Here is a 16,756-nt window from a genome sequence, read left to right as displayed (position 1 = left end):
GTAATAAATTAAAATCTCAGAATATTCTTTGTACTAATTTGCCGATATACTTTGATAAGATATAGTGCAAATTCGTATCACTTTCCAATTAAAGGGTTTAAGACATCTACATCTATTTTCCCATATTTCTTATAGAGGTCTTCTTCTACATTACTTGGGATATCGCCTGTAAATAAATAATTATAGCCTCCTGTTGTGACTAACATCACTAATGAGTTTTCATTAGTAGAAGGATAGATAACATCACTTTTGAGCATCTTGATTGTAATGAGCTTATTCTTCTCTTCTTTTTGATAGGTATCAACAACACGCTTGACTTTATATTTCTTCTTTAATGAATCTAATGCACCATAGTGATCATAATCATGATGAGAGATATAAACTCTATCAATACACGGAACACCTTGAGATTTAAGAAATGGAATCACATTATGAGAGGCAATATCATATTCCCTATTACCACCTGTATCAATCAAATAATTTCCTTGATTAAAAGGGAGACGAATGAGTGAACAATCTCCCTGTCCTACATCAATAGTAGAGACCTGCGTGTAAGGTTTATAGATACTATATATATGGAAGCTGATCAGTAGTGCGCACAACAATGACATAGAAAGTTGAATACTTTTCTTTTCTTCTAATAATAAGAAGATATTAAACAAGATAATGTAATAAAGAATAATAAATGAGAGTGTTGGTTTTTGAAAAATGATTTCAGCATTGAATGAAGTAATAAAGGTAAGAATCATCCGCTGGTAGCCAATCATCATCTTCATAATCAGATCTATTGGAAAAATAAGAGAGAGAAGTGTCACAATATAGAAACAGGATATAAAAGGAGAAAGAAGAACTGTTAAGAAATAAGAAAAGATATTAATAGAGAAATTAAGTGAGAGGACAATAGGAATACCACCTAAATAAATAAGGAAAGAGCGGTATGGGAAATGTTTGGTCATAATGACAAGAAAATAAATAAAATATGAAAAGATAAAAGAAATACTAAAGATGATATAAGGATTCTTAATAACATTAACTAAAACAAGAAATGATAAAACATCTAGTTGATTGAACTTCTCCTTCACAAGATCATAGATAACAAGCATATAAAAGGCACGATAAAGAGATATATTATAAGGTATAGAAAAAACATAAAATCCTATAAGTACTTTAATGATGATATCTGCAATATCATCACGTATAAATGATTTAATAAGACTGAGACATTTATAGAGTAAATGAATATGCATTCCTGAAAGAGCAAACATATGTACGAGAGAAAGACTTGTGAGGAGTGAATAGTCTTCTTTAATGGCTTCATCTTTAATGCCTAAGATAAACAGCTTCTGGTAGCTTTTAATAGATTTTGAGGAAGAAAACTGTTTTTCTAATAATTGATAAAAGGATGGATGGGATGAGACAGAAGTAATATGGGTGATTTTAGCCTTTGCGACGATATTGTTAGCTTTGAATGAATGATATTCATCATAACCTATAGGATCTTTACGATGATTGATTTCTAGAAAGTTCAATTTAACGAGTACTTCATCATTATATTGAAACGTATGATCTGTATAAGCTTTAATCTTCCCATAATCTGTATTTAAAATAACATAATTATCTCTTATATCTTTCACCTTTCCAGAAACAATAGAAGACACTTCTGTTGATGTGGCTGGTCTAAGTATAATTGGTAATAAAAAAAGAAGAAATAACATCTTTCTTCCAAATCGTTTTACTAGATAAATTAAATAAGCTAATAGAAATATATAAAATAAAGGATGAACAAGATAAGCAACAGATAGTAATAAGACAAATACTGCATAATATACTAAATGATATCTTAAAGGCATAAGTAATCACGGTAGATGAGATATTTCTTCTCACCGATTCCTTGTATATTCATAATGTCTTCTATTGTATAAAAGGGCTGTGTATGCCTATAGTCTATAAACTTCTGTGCTGTTTTCTCTCCTACTCCTTTTAATGTCATAAAGTCTTCTATTGTTCCTTTATTGAGTGAAATCATATTTGCTCTTTTTACTGGTAAGTAAAGACGCATCTCTGCATGGATACTTCTATTCATATTCAAAGAATCCATGCAAGCATTTTCTTTAACTCCAACTTCCTTAACCAAATCACTCATTGTCATCCCTTCTTTTATAGGGACTTCTCCTGTCTTGTTAAATGCACCTTCTAATGTAATATAGACTTCTGATTTTTGTGTTGAGCCGACCTTCTCAGGCTTTTGATAACCATATATAAATGAGGCAATACTTAGAAGAATCAGCCCTATAATCTTAATTTGACGCATAAAAAAAGAGAATTAAATTAATTCTCTCTTGTAATATGAAAATGCCTATAAGCAAGATCTGTCGCAATTCTGCCTCTTGAAGTACGTTTGATCAAGCCTTTTTGTAGTAAGTAAGGTTCATAGACATCTTCTAATGTCATTCTTTCTTCACCAACGCTTGCAGCAAGTGCTTCTAATCCTACAGGGCCGCCTTGGAAACGATTGATGATACCAAGCAAATATTTATGATCAACATCATCTAGTCCTAGATTATCTACTTTTAAACGGTCCAATGCCTGCATTGTACGGTCTTTAGTAATGATTTCATCACCATAGAACTGAGCAAAATCTCTGACACGTCTAAAGAGTCTATTCGCAATACGTGGCGTTCCTCTTGAACGTCTGGCAAGTTCCATCTTGGCTTCTTCTTCCATGACCATACCATAGACTTTACTTGTACGAGAAATAATATCTCGGAGTTCTTCATCCTTATAATAATCAAGTTTAGCTACAATACCAAAACGATCACGCAATGGGGCAGAAATATCTCCTGCACGTGTAGTCGCTCCTACTAATGTGAAAGGGGGTAAATCAATACGTACAGAACGTGTTGTCGCATCTTTACCAATCATAACGTCTACACAGAAATCTTCCATTGCAGGATATAGTATTTCTTCTACAACTTTATTTAAACGATGAATTTCATCAATAAAGAGTACATCACCTGGTTCAAGAGATGTAAGTAATGCAACAAGGTCTCCTGTTTTTTCAATAGAAGGTCCTGTTGTAATCTTGATATGCGTTCCCATTTCATTCGCAATAATCATTGACATTGTGGTTTTACCTAATCCTGGAGGGCCATAGAATAAAACATGATCAAGTGTTTCATCACGCATCTTTGCAGCGCCTACAAAAACACGAAGGTTTTCTTTTAAATCATGCTGACCGACATATTCATCAAAAGAAGCCGGTCTTAAAGAACTTTCTTCATCTTCGATATGTTCATTTGTATCTAAAATATCACGATCCATAAGATTCTCCTTTCATTATTGTGTTAATAAAGCTAATGCACGTTTCACATAACCATTAGTGTCTAGATTTTCACTAGATAATACTTTCATTGCTTTTTCTACATCATTTTGTTTATAGCCTAATGCGATTAATACTTCAGTGGCTTCTTCATAATCTGGAGAACCAAGAGGCTTCATTGCACGTTTATCAAACTTTCCATGCAAATCAAGGATAATCTGCTGTGCAGCTTTAGGACCAATCCCAGGTATCTTCTTAAGATATGCTGTATTTTTACCTTCTATCGCATCAATAATTGCATCAATCTCACCTGTCGCAAGAATACCAATAGCTGTCTTACAGCCTATCCCTTTTACAAGAATAAGTTTCTGAAATAATTCTTTTTCTTCTTTTTTCTTAAAGCCAAATAAAGTAATATCATCCTCTTTGACCTGCTGATAGATATAGACTGTTGCATCATCACCCTTTTTAAAATTATAGGGGTTGGATACATGTACCTCATAACCTATTCCATGATTATCTATGACAATATGATCTGAATATAAATCTGCAATGATTCCTTTGATATAACTATACATAAAAATCTCCTTTACGCATTTCCTAATTCTATCATATGTCAAAAAAAAATACCATTTCTAGAAATGGTATTAATTATAAAATTCAAATTCGAAGTCATATAAGCGTACAGTATCGCCATCTTCACAGCCAGCTTCCCTTAATGCATCATCAATACCCATATTACGGATTTGTAATGCGAATCTCTGGAAGCCATCATCTGTAGTAAATGAGGCCATCTGTACAAGTCTTTCAACCTTCTTACCAGTAACTTCCCATACACCATTACCTTTATTATGAATAGTGAATGGTTTTTCTTCTTCCTTATAAGTATAAAGAACACTTTCCTGTTCTTCTTCCTGATTAAAGAAGTCTGGAGCAGTTTCTAATGCATCAGCAACTGCATAAAGAACAGCGTCGATACCTTCATGAATTGGTGCAATAATTGGGAATACTTTCTGATCTCCAAGCTTTTCCTTGAATTTCTTTAAGTTTTCTTCTGCTTCATCACCATCCATCTTATTAGCCACAATAATCTGTGGTCTTTCCAATAGGCGATATTCATATTCACCTAATTCTTTATTAATAGTGACATAATCTTCATAAGGATCTCTGCCTTCGCTGCCGCTCATATCAATGACATGAACAATAACACGACATCTTTCGATATGTCTTAAGAACTGATGACCTAAACCCTTACCCTGTGATGCGCCTTCAATAAGACCAGGTAAGTCAGCCATAACAAATGAACGACCATCCTTAACCTGTACAACACCTAAATTAGGTACGATAGTAGTAAAGTGATAATCAGCAATCTGTGGTCTTGCCTTTGAAACAACAGATAATAAAGTAGACTTACCAACACTTGGGAATCCTACTAATCCAACATCTGCAAGTAGTTTTAATTCTACTCTTAGATTGAATTTTTCACCCGGTTCGCCATTTTCACAGATCTTAGGTGCTGGGTTACGTGATGAAGCAAATCTTGCATTCCCTCGACCGCCACGGCCACCTTTTGCGATTACAGCATGCTGACCATCCTTTGTAAGGTCGGCAATAATATTGCCTGTTTCGTCATCATAAACACAAGTTCCTACTGGTACTCTGATAACTAAATCATCAGCATCAGCACCATGCATCTTTTTAGCATGACCTTTTTCACCATTTTGAGCCTTGTATTCACGATAATATCTTAAATCTAACAAAGTTGATAATGAGTTTGTTGCAACGAAGATAACACTTCCGCCACGACCTCCATCTCCTCCAGATGGTCCTCCCTTTGGAACATGCGCTTCACGTCTGAAAGCAACTGTACCATTACCTCCAGTACCTGCTTGAACATAAATCTTAACGCGATCAATAAATTTCATGTATCCACCTTCTTTCTTTAAAAAAAAGAATCCCATGGGGGATTCTTGAGATTAAGCTACAGGGTAAACAGATACCTGTTTCTTGTTTTTACCAAGTCTTTCGTATTTAACGACACCATCAACTTTAGCGAATAAAGTATCGTCTCCACCTTTACCAACATTAGTACCAGGATGAACCTTAGTACCTCTCTGTCTATAAATAATTGAACCAGCTGTGCAAGTCTGTCCATCAGAAAGCTTAGCACCTAGACGCTTTGATTCAGAGTCACGACCGTTCTTAGTAGAACCTACACCCTTTTTAGAAGCGAATAACTGTAAATCTAACTTTAACATAGTATTATACCTCCCTAGTGTTAATTTTAACATATTGTTCATATGAGTATTCAACAGTTTCTAGAATTTTTAATAAAGTTTCTAGAATAATCTGATAATCTTCACGATTATTGAATATCTCGAAATAAGAGTAACCACTCTCAACATTGGCAAGATTGCCATCTTTCATGAAGCCTTTAGCTTCAAGCATATTGTAAATACCTACCACTGCGGTACTGATACCAGCACATGCAAGATCTTTACCATATTCATCTTGACCAGCATGTCCTTCAACCTTAATTGATTGAATCTGACCTGCATGGCAAACGACATCTACGTGAGTCATTAAGCGTTGATTTCTTTGATTGTTAGCTTAGTATAAGGCTGTCTATGACCCTGTTTCTTATGATAATGCTTCTTTGGCTTATACTTGAATACAGTGATCTTCTTTTCCTTACCCTGTTTTTCAACAGTTGCAGTAACCTTAGCACCTTCTACGTAAGGATGACCAACTTTAACACCATTATCACCAACTAAAAGAACCTTTTCGAAAGTGTATTCAGTGCCTTCTTCAACATCTAACTTTTCTACAAAAATAGTATCTCCAGCTTCAACCTTTAACTGTTTTCCACCAGTTTCAATAATTGCGTACATCAGTGTACCTCCTTCATATTTTTTTCTCTTAGACTCGCCAACCAAGGCAGCACTTGCATTTAATACCTTTTATGTGCGGTTGTAGTCAGAGGTCTACAACGCTGATTATAATATCATTTATTACCCTTATCGTCAATATTTTTTTCAATTTTCTTAAATTCTTGTCGAGGGCAGGTACGATTATATACTTCTCTTAAGTGTTCTTGGGATACATGGGTATAAATCTGAGTTGTTGATAAAGAGGAATGACCCAATAATTCCTGTACAACACGGATATCCATTCCTGCATCAAGTAAATGAGTCGCAAAAGAATGACGTATCGTATGAGGATGAATCTTACGCAATGGATCATAGAGATACATTGTACGATCGATAATATTTTCTACTCCCCTATTTGTTAGCTTTTTTCCTCTTCTGTTCACAAATACATAATCATGTGTTTCATGATATTCATTCATAATGCTTACTCGATCATTATCAATATATTCTATTAACCATTTCTTTGCATAATCATGAAATGGCACTTCTCTTTCTTTACTTCCTTTACCGAATACTCTAAGCATCTGTCTATTATAATCAACCTGGGATAAACGTAATGAGACAACTTCACTCACACGAAGTCCTGATGCATACATAAGTTCTAAAAGAGCCTTATTTCTTACGCCTAAAGACGTATGCGTATCAATTGAGTCTAGATACCCCATCATTTCATCTACATAGAGGAAATCAGGATTTCTAGTACCTGTTTTTAATGAGTGCACCTGTGTGAAAGGATTAGAAGAAACAATCTCCTGTTTACATAAATATTTAAAGAACGATCTTAAAGAACTCAAATAATGATTAATTGTTGTATGAGATAAGTGCTTCTCATTTAAATGAATCAAATAATTCTGAATAACATAATAATCTACTTCCTGTAAAGAAATACTTTCTTTACCTATAAATAAAAGAAAATCAGTCAATTCTCTATCATAAGATTCTAAAGTGAGTACAGAGTAGTTCTTTTGATATTTAAGATAGTGAAGAAAAGTTTTCTTCTCATCCATTGATAAATTCTTCCATCTTTTCTAATGCACGTTGTGCATATTTTTCTTTCTTTTCTTTTTTCTTCACTTTACCTTCTAAATCAGGAAGAATTCCAAAGTTAGCCTTCATTGGTTGGAAATCACTAGGAGACGCATGAGTAATATAATAAGCGAGAGATCCCATAACTGTTTCTCTAGGATAGACTAGTAATTCTTCTCCCTTTAAATATCTCACCGTATTTTTACCAGCCACAATACCACTCTGAGCAGATTCCACATATCCTTCTACACCAGTCATCTGACCTGCAAAGAATAAATCTTCACGATTCTTGAACTGATATGTAGGATTTAAATATGTAGGTGAATTAAAGTAACAGTTACGATGCATAATACCATAACGGACAATAGAGGCATTTTCTAGTCCTGGAATCATATGAATAATACGGTCCTGTTCACCCCATTTTAAATGTGTCTGGAATCCTACAATATTATATAGAGACCCAACCGCATTATCCTGTCTTAGCTGAACAACTGCTTCAAAACGCTGACCATCCTTTTCTAGTCCTACTGGTTTCATTGGGCCAAAAAGTAATGTCTGTTTACCTCTTCTCGCAATTTCTTCAAAAGGCATACAGCCTTCAAAGAACTTTTCTTCAAAATCATGAGGCTTAACAACTTCCGCAGTAATCAGTGCATCATAGAAAGCATCAAATTCTTCTTTAGTCATTGGACAGTTGATATATTCTCCATCGCCCTTATCATAACGTGATTTATAAAAAGCTTTATTAAAATCAATAGATTCTTTTGTGACAATAGGAGCTGCTGCATCATAGAAATAAAAATAATCCTGATTACCCATTAAATTCATAATTTCTTTTGCGAGTGCATCACTTGTCAAAGGTCCTGAGGCAATAATAGTAGGCCCTTCAGGTATTTTGGTCACTTCTTCTCGGTGTACAGTGACTAAAGGATGATTTTCAATAAATTCTGTCACTGCATGAGAAAAACCTTCACGATCGACTGCCAAAGATCCTCCTGCAGGAACTGCATGGTCTCTTGCCATCTTGATAATCAAGCTATCATTCATTGTCATTTCCTGTTTTAATACACCAACCGCATTCTTTAAACCATCTGCACGTAATGAATTAGAACATACAAGTTCTGCAAAATCACTTGTCTTATGAACATCAGTCTTTTTCACTGGTCTCATTTCATATAAATGTACAGGAACACCTTCTTTAATAAGCTGATAAGCCGCTTCGACACCAGCCAAACCTCCACCTACGACATTTACTTCCTTAATCATATTTTCCTCCAACAAAGAAAATGAACTGCATGGGCAGTTCATTATTCTTCTTTCTTTTTCTTTTCTTTAATAATTGTTTTACACTTTGGATAATTAGAGCAGGCTTTAAATGGACCAAAACGACCCTTTTTCCATACAACTGGACTGCCACAGTTAGGACATGTTTCACCTGTCTCTTCAAGCTTCTGAGGCTTGATATATTTACATTTAGGGTAATTAGAACATGCTTCAAAGCGTCCAAAACGACCCATTTTATAGATCATAGGAGAGCCACATTGAGGACATGTCTCACCTGTTTCTTCATTGATCTTATTTTCATCAGCCTTAACATATTTACATTCTGGATAATTGGAGCAGGCTACAAATTCTCCAAATCTTCCTTTTCTAATAACAAGATCTCCACCACACTCAGGACATTTTTCTCCTGTTTTTTGTGGTTCAATCTTTTCCATACCATCATAGGCTTTTTCTAATAGTGGTTCAAATACTTGTTCAAATTCAGTTAAAGCATGAACATAAGTATCCTGACCCTTCGCAATTTCATCAAGCTCATTTTCCATCTTTGCAGTATAGTCTACATTGATAATTGAATCAAAATATTCAAGAAGTTTCTTATTAGTCAAAAGACCTGATTCAGTAGGCTTGAATGTTTTCTTTTCTAAAATGACATATTCTCTAGTCTGAATTGTATCAATAATAGTGGCATAAGTAGAAGGACGACCAATACCTAATTCTTCCATTGCCTTAATAAGTTTTGCTTCTGTATAACGTGCTGGTGGTGTAGTGAAATGTTGTTCCTTGTTGATCTTTTTAGCGTCAATTTCTTCATTTTCACTCATATCTGGGAGTAATTCATTCTTACTCTTATCATATTCACCATAAACCTTTAACCAACCATCAAACTTTAAGATAGAGCCTGATGCATTAAACTTATAATCATTGTTGTCTAATACTAAAGATGTACTTGCAGACTGGCTTGGTGCCATGAGTGAAGCAAGTGCACGGGCATAGATCAATGAATAAAGCTTATATTGTTCCTGTGTAAGATATTGTTTAATACTTTCTGGTGTACGTTCAATACTTGTTGGACGGATGGCTTCATGGGCATCCTGAACATTTTCAGTCTTTTTAGACACCTTAATGCTTCCTACATATTCTTTACCATATGTCTTTTCAATATAATCCATAGCAGCAGAAGTGAATTCTGGTGATAAACGGATAGAGTCAGTTCTCATATAGGTAATTAGACCGACAGTTTCAGTACCGATATCAATCCCTTCATATAATTTCTGAGCAATGGACATAGTACGTCTTGCCTTAAATCCTAATTTACTGGATGCTTCCTGCTGAAGTGTCGAAGTAATAAATGGTGCATAAGAATTTCTTTTCTTTGTTGTCTTTTTAATCTTTTCAACAGTAAAAGTTGAACCTAGTGCATCATAAATAACCTGTGCTTCTTCACCATTATGGATTTCTAACTTCTTAGTCTTATGTTTTGTAAGTTCTGCCTTGAAAGGAATATTATCCTTTTCAAATTCAGCATCGATTTTCCAGAATTCTTCTGGTACAAATGCATCAATTTCTGCTTCTCTTTCACAGATCAATCTTAATGCAACTGACTGTACACGTCCTGCAGACTTAGATTTAATCTTCTTCTGTAGTAGTTTAGAAAGCTTAAACCCAATAATTCTATCTAGAACACGTCTTGTTTCTTGTGAATGAACTAAATCCATATCTATCCTACGTGGATTTTCAATTGCATTTGTGACTGCATTCTTAGTCACTTCGTGGAATTCTACTCTCTTTGTAGTTTCAGGATCTAATCCTAATACTTCTGCTAAATGCCATGAGATGGCTTCCCCTTCACGGTCCGGATCGGTTGCGAGATAAACATCATCTGCTTTTTTCGCACATGCTTTTAGTTCTTTTACAACATCTTTCTTATCTTTACTAATAACATAATGAGGGGCAAACTCATTTTCTATATCTACACCTAAGCCGCCTTTACCAGAAATAGCCAGGTCTCTGATATGTCCTTTTGATGATTTAACTACGAAATCATCGCTTAAGTATTTACTAATTGTTTTAGATTTAGATGGTGATTCGACAATAACTAAATGACTCATACATCTAACCCTCCTTCATCACCTTATAATATGGGAATTTTTTATTTTGTCAACATCTTAGTGAGAATAAGAAGCAAAACGCTTCCTATTCTTCTAAGATATCTTCTACACTCATAACTAGCTTTGCGCCCTGCTGGATGAGTGCATTACAGCCTTTACAGTCATATATACGCCCTGGAACTGCAAAGACATCCTTGCCTTGTTCTAGGGCAAAACCAACTGTAATCATTGTGCCACTTTTAATATCTGCTTCAGTGACAAGAAGTTTCTGTGAGAGTCCGGCTATAATACGATTTCGTTTAGGGAAATAGTCCTTTCTTGGTGGGGTAAGACCTGGATATTCACTGATAATAAGTTCGTTTTTTAATTGATCATAGAGTTCCTTATTCATTGGTGGATAGGGATAATCAATCCCACTTCCAAGTACTGCCACTGTATGACCATTAGATTTTAAAGCCGTACGATGGCCCACACCATCTATACCTTTAGCCATGCCTGATACAATCACAAGTCCTTGTTTTACAAGATCTTCTACAAGAATACGCGTCGCCCTGACACCATACTCACTGCAGTCTCTCTTACCAATCACACCGATACATTCATTATCTAACAAAGATAAAGATCCATAATAATAGAGCACAAATGGAGGACAGTTGATGAACTTAAGATGCTGTGGATAATCATCACTAATAATAGTCGTATAAGAACACTTAATTGTCGCAAAAAGTTCTTTCTTTAATGATTCATCTACGCGTTCTTTACGTTCTAATGCCTTATAAATTAAATCAAACTGTCCATGATACTTCAACGAAAAATAAAGTAGAATATCTTCCACACAATCACCTCCTACTATATCTATTCCCTGTAAGAGGCTTCTTTTCTCAAAAAAGAGAAAGATATTTAATCTTTCTCTTCAAAATCAAATGATAATTGTTCATTCAGTACTTTTTGTACTGGCGCAAAAGATTTACGATGTATTGGAGTCACACCATATTTTTCTAATGCTTCCTTATGTGCCTTAGTGACATAACCCTTATGTTTTTCAAAGCCATATTCTGGATATTGTTTACCATATTCCTTCATGATGCGGTCTCGAGTCACTTTCGCAAGAATACTTGCTGCTCCAATAGATAAACTTTTTGCATCTCCTTTAATAATAGAAAGATGAGGAATATCTCCTAAAGGCATTGCATCACTTAATGTAAAATCAGGTTCTAATGATTCTACAATACGTTTCATACCAGTACGAGAGGCTTCATAAACATTCAGTGTATCTACTTCTTCTACTGATAAAACCTCTATTTGATAAGCAAGCGCATTCTCTATAATGAGGTCATAGAGTGCTTCTCTTTTCTTTTCTGTGAGCTTCTTTGAATCATTAATACGTTCATCATAGAAATCCTCAGGAAAGATGACACCCCCCACAACAAGAGGTCCAGCCATAGGACCTCTACCTGCTTCATCGACACCTAATATTCTAGAATAACCAGCACCTCTGGCTTCATTTTCATATTTTAAACGTTCCTGATTATTCATCGATTAACTCCCAAGTAATTCTTCCCAGAGAGGCATTCTTTAAGTCATTAAAGAACGTTTCCTGAACACGGTCATAATCTGTTTCGCCTCTTAATTTCTTAATATGACGATAATCTGAAATATGATCATAGACTGGTAGTACCCAATCAGAATCTAAATTAATAGTCAAATTATAACGTTCCTTCAACTTTTCTGGATAATGTTTTGCAAGATAACCAATTGCATGAATAAAGAGATCATCAAGAGGAAGAATTTCCATCTTAATAGAGCCACATAGTGCAACATTCATCGCTTTATTGATATCTGTAAACTTAGGTTCTAGAACACCTGGTGTATCAAAAAGTTCAAAGTCCTTATCAACACGAATAATCTGCTGAGCCTTAGTTACACCTGGTTTATTTCCTACTGCAGCAGCTTTTCTTTTCGCAATCTTATTAATAAAAGTAGACTTACCTACATTTGGAATACCTGCAACAAGAGCACGAATTGGTTTGGGTTTTAATCCTCTAGCCGCTTCTTTTTCACGCTTTTCTTTTAACTGATAGCGGCACATATTAACGATTTTCTTTTCTTCCTTGAAGTTCTTTAAGTCAACCGCAATAGCACTATGTCCCTGTCTTTTAAATTCTGCAATTAATGCATCTGTAGCCTTAGGATCAGCTAAATCTTTCTTTGTAAGAATATAGAGGCGTGGCTTATTCTTAATCATATAATCAAGCTCTGGATTATGTGTTGAAAAAGGAGCTCGTGCATCTACAAGTTCAATCACAATATCTACTAACTTAACTTTACTTTCGATTTCTCTTTGGGCTTTAGCCATGTGCCCTGGATACCACTGAATCTGTTTTGCCATAATTTCCTCCTCAATCATTACTCTTAATATGTTTTATAGGATAAATGATATATCCATTTTTAGCACGTATATCTTCTTTGTAGATAGGTCCAAAATATCTTGAATCATAGGATAATGGACGGTTATCCCCTAAAACAAAATATTCATTATGCTTTAACTTGATTTTAAAATCTCTTGTATATTGCGTGAGACCTAATTCTCTTTTTTCTTTCTGTATAAAAGAAAGTTTGAAGAATGATTCTTCTACAAGTTTACCATCAATATATAAATGATCATTCTTATAGCTGATTTCTTCTCCTGGCAGTCCTATCACTCGTTTAATGATATCTTCTTTTAATGCTGCGCTGCGTACTTCAACGATATCAAAACGGTGTATCTGCTTATGTGATGTAATTCCAGTCATTAAGATAAAATCTCCATCATGAATAGTAGGCATCATTGATGTTCCTTTTACCTTTACAGGAAGAACAATAAAAGTAAATAAGCATAATATAAGAGTCACTAGACCAGGTAAACACAGCTTCTTTAATTTATTCATAATATAGAAAAAAGAATGGGGTAAGCCCCCATTCTCTTATCGAATTTCTTTAATTCTAGCAGCTTTACCAGATAATCCACGTAAGTAATGTAATTTAGCTCTACGTACTTTACCAACCTTAGCTACTTCGATATGATCGATGATTGGAGAGTTTACCGGGAATACTCTTTCAACACCTACACCGTAAGAAATCTTTCTAACAGTGAAAGTTTCACCAATACCACTACCCTTTTTAGCAATACAAACACCTTCGAACATCTGAAGACGAGTCTTATTACCTTCCTGGATCTTTACAAATACTTTTAAAGTGTCACCAGCTTTGAACTGAGGTACATCAGTCTTGATCTGGCTCTTAGTAATTTCATTTACTAACTGCATGTTCATTATAACATTTCCTCCTACACAAATTTAGTCTTGGAAGCTCATTCGTATATATAACCAGCGGAACTTCTGTGTCTTACGACTCGCCTATTATAGCACCGTCTTTTTTATAAATCAATTACTTTTTTAATTCTTTTAGAATTTCTAACTCTTCTTCTGTAAATGAACGTTTTTCTAATAAATCAGGACGTTTGATTATTGTTTTACGTAATGATTCCTTTAAACGCCATTTACGGATATTTTCATGATGACCACTTATGAGGACATCAGGAACCTTGCTGCCTTCATATTCATAAGGTCTTGTATATTGTGGATATTCTAATAATCCATTAGAGAATGAATCATCTTCATGACTTGCCTGAGTGATCACTCCATGAAGTAAACGGATGACACTATCCATCACTACCATCGCACCAAGTTCTCCTCCAGTGAGTACATAATCACCAATAGAAAGTTCTACATCTACATAATCACGAATACGTTCATCAAAGCCTTCATAATGACCACAGATGATAACGAGATGTTTCTGATTGAGGGCTAATTCTTCAGCATAAGCCTGATGATGTGTCATACCCTGAGGGCTCATTAAAATAACAAGTGAATCCTTTGTGACTACTGTCTTTAAACAATCTAATAAAGGCTTACACATAAGCACCATGCCCTGTCCACCACCATAAGGTGTATCATCTACACTCTTATGACGATCTGTCGCAAATTCTCTAAAATCATGAATATTCACTTCTACATGACCACTATCAATAGCTCTTTTAATAATAGATGTTGTCAAGAATCCTTCAAACATCTCTGGAAATAATGAAAGAACATCAATTTTCATCTAAGAAGCCTCCAATCAATGAGACATCAATACGCTTATGTTCAATATCCTTATTTTTTACAAAAGCATCAATATAAGGGATCATAACCTTCTTACCATTCACATCAACACCAATAATAGCCTGTGCCCCCTGATATACATCAGTGACCTTACCAATATAAGTGCCATTATTATAGACTTCACAATCCACAATATCAGAAATATAATGCATGCCTTCAGGTAATAAAGAAGTATCCTTAGGTGCATAACAAATACATCCCTTATACTTTTCTACTTCATTAATATCTGTATAACCTTTAAAGGCAATCATATCAAATCCTTTATGGATATAATGCTTACTGATTTCAAAATCAAGATATTCTCTTGGTGTTTTGACAAGAATATGGCTGCCAGGGGCAAAGCGCTGTTCTCCAAAATCAGTTGAAGAAGCAATCTTTAAATCACCCTTGATTCCAAATGTATTAATGATTTTACCAATTTCTACAAGTTCCATTTGTACCTCCAAAAAAAAGGAAGTGTACACTTCCTTTATTCCTCACCATATGATTCAAATTTGATATCTAATCTCTTATGCATACCACGTGTACTTACAGACATAAGCTGTCTAATAGAATTAGCCATAACGCCTTTTCTACCAATTAACTTAGAAATATCATCATGTGATGCATAAACATATAGAACAATCGCGTTATCATCTAATGAAGGCATTTCTCTAACCTCTAACTTATCACGATCATTGACAAGTTCAAGACAGATGTCCTGTAATGCCTTAACGTAATCCATAATTATTTAGCCTTCTTAGATTCAGCAAATTCTTTGATTACGCCTTCTTTAGAAAGGATGTTCTTAACTGTGTCAGAAGGCTGAGCACCGTTACCTAACCACTTTAAGATTTCTTCTTTCTTTAAAGAAACCTTAGCTGGGTTCTGTCTTGGATCATAAGTTCCTAACTGTTCAATGAAACGACCATCTCTTGGCATTCTTGAATCAGCTGCAACAATTCTATAAAATGGTGACTTCTTAGCACCCATTCTCTTTAATCTTAATTTAACTGCCATTGTATTTTCCTCCGATTAATTTAATTTGCTTACTTATAATACCATATTCAAATTAGGTGTCAAGTATTTTTACTTGACACTTTAACTTTTTTTAAATGCCTCAATTGTAAAATGAAACTGGAATTAAGGAATTGGGATAAAGGGGCATGCCCCTTTATCCCAATTCGCGTGGCTGCAGGCCCCTATTCTCAATTTTTGTAAAAAAAGTCCATAGAAATCGTATTATATAGTTACCACACTTTATAAGGAGATTTCTATGAACACTGTTAATATATCACAAAAAGCAAAAAATAAACACCTTAATTTTTCTCATTATGAATTCATCATCAATTCTTTGATACAGTTCAATGCTTCCCATCCTGGTAAGCGTAACATTGGTAAGACTCAATTCATTAAAGAGTTAGCTTCTACTGTAGGTACTACTGTCTCTAATATATATTCTATCATCAAGGATGCCACTATCTCTGTTAGAGATTACAATCTCAAGGTTCATTATGAACTTTCTGCCATGGCTGCATTTGAAAAGAGATCCAAGAATCATAAGATTCCAAATAACTCTAAATTTGAAAAATCAAAAGAGTTCATCTCTCTTGTCGAACAGGAAGTAAAATCAAATAGATTATCCTCTATTGATGAGACCATAAACTATTTAAAGCTTCATCAGCCAGATATTATAAAGAATATGGTGATTGTGTCTACTAAAACATTTTACAGCTATGTCCACCAGGGAAGAACATCCATCAAACCTATTGATCTTCCTCGCATGGTCAGAAGAAAGACAAAAAAGAACTGGAAGTCATACATTCCAAAAAGACAGAAAGGCACTTCCATTACAGAAAGACCCGAATATATCAAGGATAGAGAAGAATTCGGACACTGGGAAGGTGA

At 34.7% G+C, this 16,756-nt stretch carries 21 protein-coding genes and 1 other annotated feature; of the genes, 1 reads left to right on the top strand and 20 read right to left on the bottom strand.

The genetic code is table 11. From position 1 onward, the window contains the following. Nucleotides 1–77: 77 nt before the first annotated feature. From ABUA27_RS01805 to rpsP, 20 genes are all read right to left on the bottom strand, one after another. Complete coding sequence (locus tag ABUA27_RS01805; protein WP_349820091.1) at nucleotides 78–1,850, bottom strand: ComEC/Rec2 family competence protein; 1,773 nt, start codon at nucleotides 1,848–1,850, stop codon at nucleotides 78–80. After that, a complete protein-coding gene (locus tag ABUA27_RS01800; RefSeq protein ID WP_288835237.1) occupies nucleotides 1,841–2,311 on the bottom strand; it encodes a ComEA family DNA-binding protein in 471 nt (156 codons plus the stop codon). Before ABUA27_RS01800 ends, ABUA27_RS01805 begins: the two co-directional genes overlap by 10 nt. A 17-nt stretch (nucleotides 2,312–2,328) precedes the next feature. After that, a complete protein-coding gene (ruvB, locus tag ABUA27_RS01795; RefSeq protein WP_129981019.1) occupies nucleotides 2,329–3,321 on the bottom strand; it encodes a Holliday junction branch migration DNA helicase RuvB in 993 nt (330 codons plus the stop codon). A gap of 15 nt (nucleotides 3,322–3,336) precedes the next feature. Further along, a complete protein-coding gene (gene ruvA / locus ABUA27_RS01790; RefSeq protein WP_129981018.1) occupies nucleotides 3,337–3,897 on the bottom strand; it encodes a Holliday junction branch migration protein RuvA in 561 nt (186 codons plus the stop codon). A 69-nt stretch (nucleotides 3,898–3,966) separates the two neighbouring features. After that, nucleotides 3,967–5,244, bottom strand: a complete 1,278-nt coding sequence (obgE, locus tag ABUA27_RS01785) for a GTPase ObgE (RefSeq protein ID WP_129981017.1) — start codon at nucleotides 5,242–5,244, stop codon at nucleotides 3,967–3,969. A gap of 51 nt (nucleotides 5,245–5,295) precedes the next feature. Further along, nucleotides 5,296–5,577 (bottom strand): 50S ribosomal protein L27, encoded by a 282-nt coding sequence (rpmA, locus tag ABUA27_RS01780; protein ID WP_022425801.1) that lies wholly within the window; start codon nucleotides 5,575–5,577, stop codon nucleotides 5,296–5,298. A 4-nt stretch (nucleotides 5,578–5,581) separates the two neighbouring features. Continuing rightward, nucleotides 5,582–5,902: a ribosomal-processing cysteine protease Prp gene (locus ABUA27_RS01775; RefSeq protein ID WP_129981016.1), complete on the bottom strand. Its 321-nt coding sequence runs from the start codon at nucleotides 5,900–5,902 to the stop codon at nucleotides 5,582–5,584. Then, entirely contained in the window at nucleotides 5,902–6,210 is a 309-nt protein-coding gene (gene rplU / locus ABUA27_RS01770) for a 50S ribosomal protein L21 (RefSeq protein WP_022425803.1), read from the bottom strand. Before rplU ends, ABUA27_RS01775 begins: the two co-directional genes overlap by 1 nt. A 20-nt stretch (nucleotides 6,211–6,230) precedes the next feature. Then, nucleotides 6,231–6,301: a sequence feature (ribosomal protein L21 leader region), on the bottom strand. Between the two features lie 22 nt (nucleotides 6,302–6,323). Continuing rightward, nucleotides 6,324–7,256: a site-specific tyrosine recombinase/integron integrase gene (gene xerA, locus ABUA27_RS01765; protein WP_129981015.1), complete on the bottom strand. Its 933-nt coding sequence runs from the start codon at nucleotides 7,254–7,256 to the stop codon at nucleotides 6,324–6,326. Next, complete coding sequence (gene trmFO, locus ABUA27_RS01760; protein ID WP_349820090.1) at nucleotides 7,249–8,541, bottom strand: methylenetetrahydrofolate--tRNA-(uracil(54)-C(5))-methyltransferase (FADH(2)-oxidizing) TrmFO; 1,293 nt, start codon at nucleotides 8,539–8,541, stop codon at nucleotides 7,249–7,251. The genes xerA and trmFO overlap by 8 nt, the downstream gene beginning before the upstream one ends. Nucleotides 8,542–8,582: 41 nt before the next feature. Next, the gene (gene topA / locus ABUA27_RS01755; RefSeq protein ID WP_287844927.1) at nucleotides 8,583–10,667 is read right to left on the bottom strand and encodes a type I DNA topoisomerase; all 2,085 of its coding nucleotides are present in this window, start codon (nucleotides 10,665–10,667) and stop codon (nucleotides 8,583–8,585) included. A gap of 85 nt (nucleotides 10,668–10,752) precedes the next feature. Continuing rightward, complete coding sequence (dprA, locus tag ABUA27_RS01750) at nucleotides 10,753–11,502, bottom strand: DNA-processing protein DprA (protein WP_129981013.1); 750 nt, start codon at nucleotides 11,500–11,502, stop codon at nucleotides 10,753–10,755. A gap of 65 nt (nucleotides 11,503–11,567) precedes the next feature. After that, nucleotides 11,568–12,203 carry a ribonuclease HII gene (gene rnhB / locus ABUA27_RS01745; protein ID WP_129981012.1) on the bottom strand — a complete coding sequence of 212 codons (636 nt, stop codon included), beginning with the start codon at nucleotides 12,201–12,203 and terminating at the stop codon, nucleotides 11,568–11,570. Beyond that, nucleotides 12,196–13,056 (bottom strand): ribosome biogenesis GTPase YlqF, encoded by an 861-nt coding sequence (gene ylqF, locus ABUA27_RS01740; RefSeq protein WP_129981011.1) that lies wholly within the window; start codon nucleotides 13,054–13,056, stop codon nucleotides 12,196–12,198. Before ylqF ends, rnhB begins: the two co-directional genes overlap by 8 nt. Before the next feature lie 10 nt (nucleotides 13,057–13,066). Continuing rightward, nucleotides 13,067–13,594: a signal peptidase I gene (lepB, locus tag ABUA27_RS01735; RefSeq protein ID WP_129981010.1), complete on the bottom strand. Its 528-nt coding sequence runs from the start codon at nucleotides 13,592–13,594 to the stop codon at nucleotides 13,067–13,069. 36 nt (nucleotides 13,595–13,630) lie between these two features. Next, a complete protein-coding gene (gene rplS / locus ABUA27_RS01730; protein ID WP_022425811.1) occupies nucleotides 13,631–13,978 on the bottom strand; it encodes a 50S ribosomal protein L19 in 348 nt (115 codons plus the stop codon). Between the two features lie 115 nt (nucleotides 13,979–14,093). Continuing rightward, complete coding sequence (gene trmD / locus ABUA27_RS01725) at nucleotides 14,094–14,810, bottom strand: tRNA (guanosine(37)-N1)-methyltransferase TrmD (protein WP_287844919.1); 717 nt, start codon at nucleotides 14,808–14,810, stop codon at nucleotides 14,094–14,096. Continuing rightward, on the bottom strand, nucleotides 14,800–15,303 hold the full coding sequence (rimM, locus tag ABUA27_RS01720) for a ribosome maturation factor RimM (RefSeq protein ID WP_217747816.1): 504 nt from the start codon (nucleotides 15,301–15,303) through the stop codon (nucleotides 14,800–14,802). The genes trmD and rimM overlap by 11 nt, the downstream gene beginning before the upstream one ends. Before the next feature lie 35 nt (nucleotides 15,304–15,338). Next, nucleotides 15,339–15,593: a KH domain-containing protein gene (locus ABUA27_RS01715; protein WP_006504719.1), complete on the bottom strand. Its 255-nt coding sequence runs from the start codon at nucleotides 15,591–15,593 to the stop codon at nucleotides 15,339–15,341. A gap of 2 nt (nucleotides 15,594–15,595) precedes the next feature. Further along, nucleotides 15,596–15,868, bottom strand: a complete 273-nt coding sequence (gene rpsP / locus ABUA27_RS01710; protein ID WP_006504720.1) for a 30S ribosomal protein S16 — start codon at nucleotides 15,866–15,868, stop codon at nucleotides 15,596–15,598. A 256-nt stretch (nucleotides 15,869–16,124) separates the two neighbouring features. Here rpsP and ABUA27_RS01705 point away from each other — a divergent pair. Next, the coding region (locus tag ABUA27_RS01705) for a transposase family protein (RefSeq protein WP_502879940.1) at nucleotides 16,125–16,756 on the top strand (632 nt) is incomplete at its 3' end.

It is taken from the genome of Catenibacterium sp. RTP21428st1_D7_RTP21428_210409 (assembly GCF_040227455.1).
GTDB classification, from domain to species: domain Bacteria; phylum Bacillota_I; class Bacilli_A; order Erysipelotrichales; family Coprobacillaceae; genus Catenibacterium; species Catenibacterium mitsuoka_A.
The sequence above is the reverse complement of the archived record's forward strand: the minus strand, read 5'-3'. Positions and strand labels throughout refer to the sequence as shown.

Coding starts and splice junctions, on each gene's coding strand:
- ABUA27_RS01805 (WP_349820091.1), bottom strand. CDS start 1,850: ATGCCTTTAAGATATCATTTAGTATATTATGCAGTATTTGTCTTATTA.
- ABUA27_RS01800 (WP_288835237.1), bottom strand. CDS start 2,311: ATGCGTCAAATTAAGATTATAGGGCTGATTCTTCTAAGTATTGCCTCA.
- ruvB (WP_129981019.1), bottom strand. CDS start 3,321: ATGGATCGTGATATTTTAGATACAAATGAACATATCGAAGATGAAGAA.
- ruvA (WP_129981018.1), bottom strand. CDS start 3,897: ATGTATAGTTATATCAAAGGAATCATTGCAGATTTATATTCAGATCAT.
- obgE (WP_129981017.1), bottom strand. CDS start 5,244: ATGAAATTTATTGATCGCGTTAAGATTTATGTTCAAGCAGGTACTGGA.
- rpmA (WP_022425801.1), bottom strand. CDS start 5,577: ATGTTAAAGTTAGATTTACAGTTATTCGCTTCTAAAAAGGGTGTAGGT.
- ABUA27_RS01775 (WP_129981016.1), bottom strand. CDS start 5,902: ATGACTCACGTAGATGTCGTTTGCCATGCAGGTCAGATTCAATCAATT.
- rplU (WP_022425803.1), bottom strand. CDS start 6,210: ATGTACGCAATTATTGAAACTGGTGGAAAACAGTTAAAGGTTGAAGCT.
- xerA (WP_129981015.1), bottom strand. CDS start 7,256: ATGGATGAGAAGAAAACTTTTCTTCACTATCTTAAATATCAAAAGAAC.
- trmFO (WP_349820090.1), bottom strand. CDS start 8,541: ATGATTAAGGAAGTAAATGTCGTAGGTGGAGGTTTGGCTGGTGTCGAA.
- topA (WP_287844927.1), bottom strand. CDS start 10,667: ATGAGTCATTTAGTTATTGTCGAATCACCATCTAAATCTAAAACAATT.
- rnhB (WP_129981012.1), bottom strand. CDS start 12,203: ATGAATAATCAGGAACGTTTAAAATATGAAAATGAAGCCAGAGGTGCT.
- ylqF (WP_129981011.1), bottom strand. CDS start 13,056: ATGGCAAAACAGATTCAGTGGTATCCAGGGCACATGGCTAAAGCCCAA.
- lepB (WP_129981010.1), bottom strand. CDS start 13,594: ATGAATAAATTAAAGAAGCTGTGTTTACCTGGTCTAGTGACTCTTATA.
- rplS (WP_022425811.1), bottom strand. CDS start 13,978: ATGAACATGCAGTTAGTAAATGAAATTACTAAGAGCCAGATCAAGACT.
- trmD (WP_287844919.1), bottom strand. CDS start 14,810: ATGAAAATTGATGTTCTTTCATTATTTCCAGAGATGTTTGAAGGATTC.
- rimM (WP_217747816.1), bottom strand. CDS start 15,303: ATGGAACTTGTAGAAATTGGTAAAATCATTAATACATTTGGAATCAAG.
- ABUA27_RS01715 (WP_006504719.1), bottom strand. CDS start 15,593: ATGGATTACGTTAAGGCATTACAGGACATCTGTCTTGAACTTGTCAAT.
- rpsP (WP_006504720.1), bottom strand. CDS start 15,868: ATGGCAGTTAAATTAAGATTAAAGAGAATGGGTGCTAAGAAGTCACCA.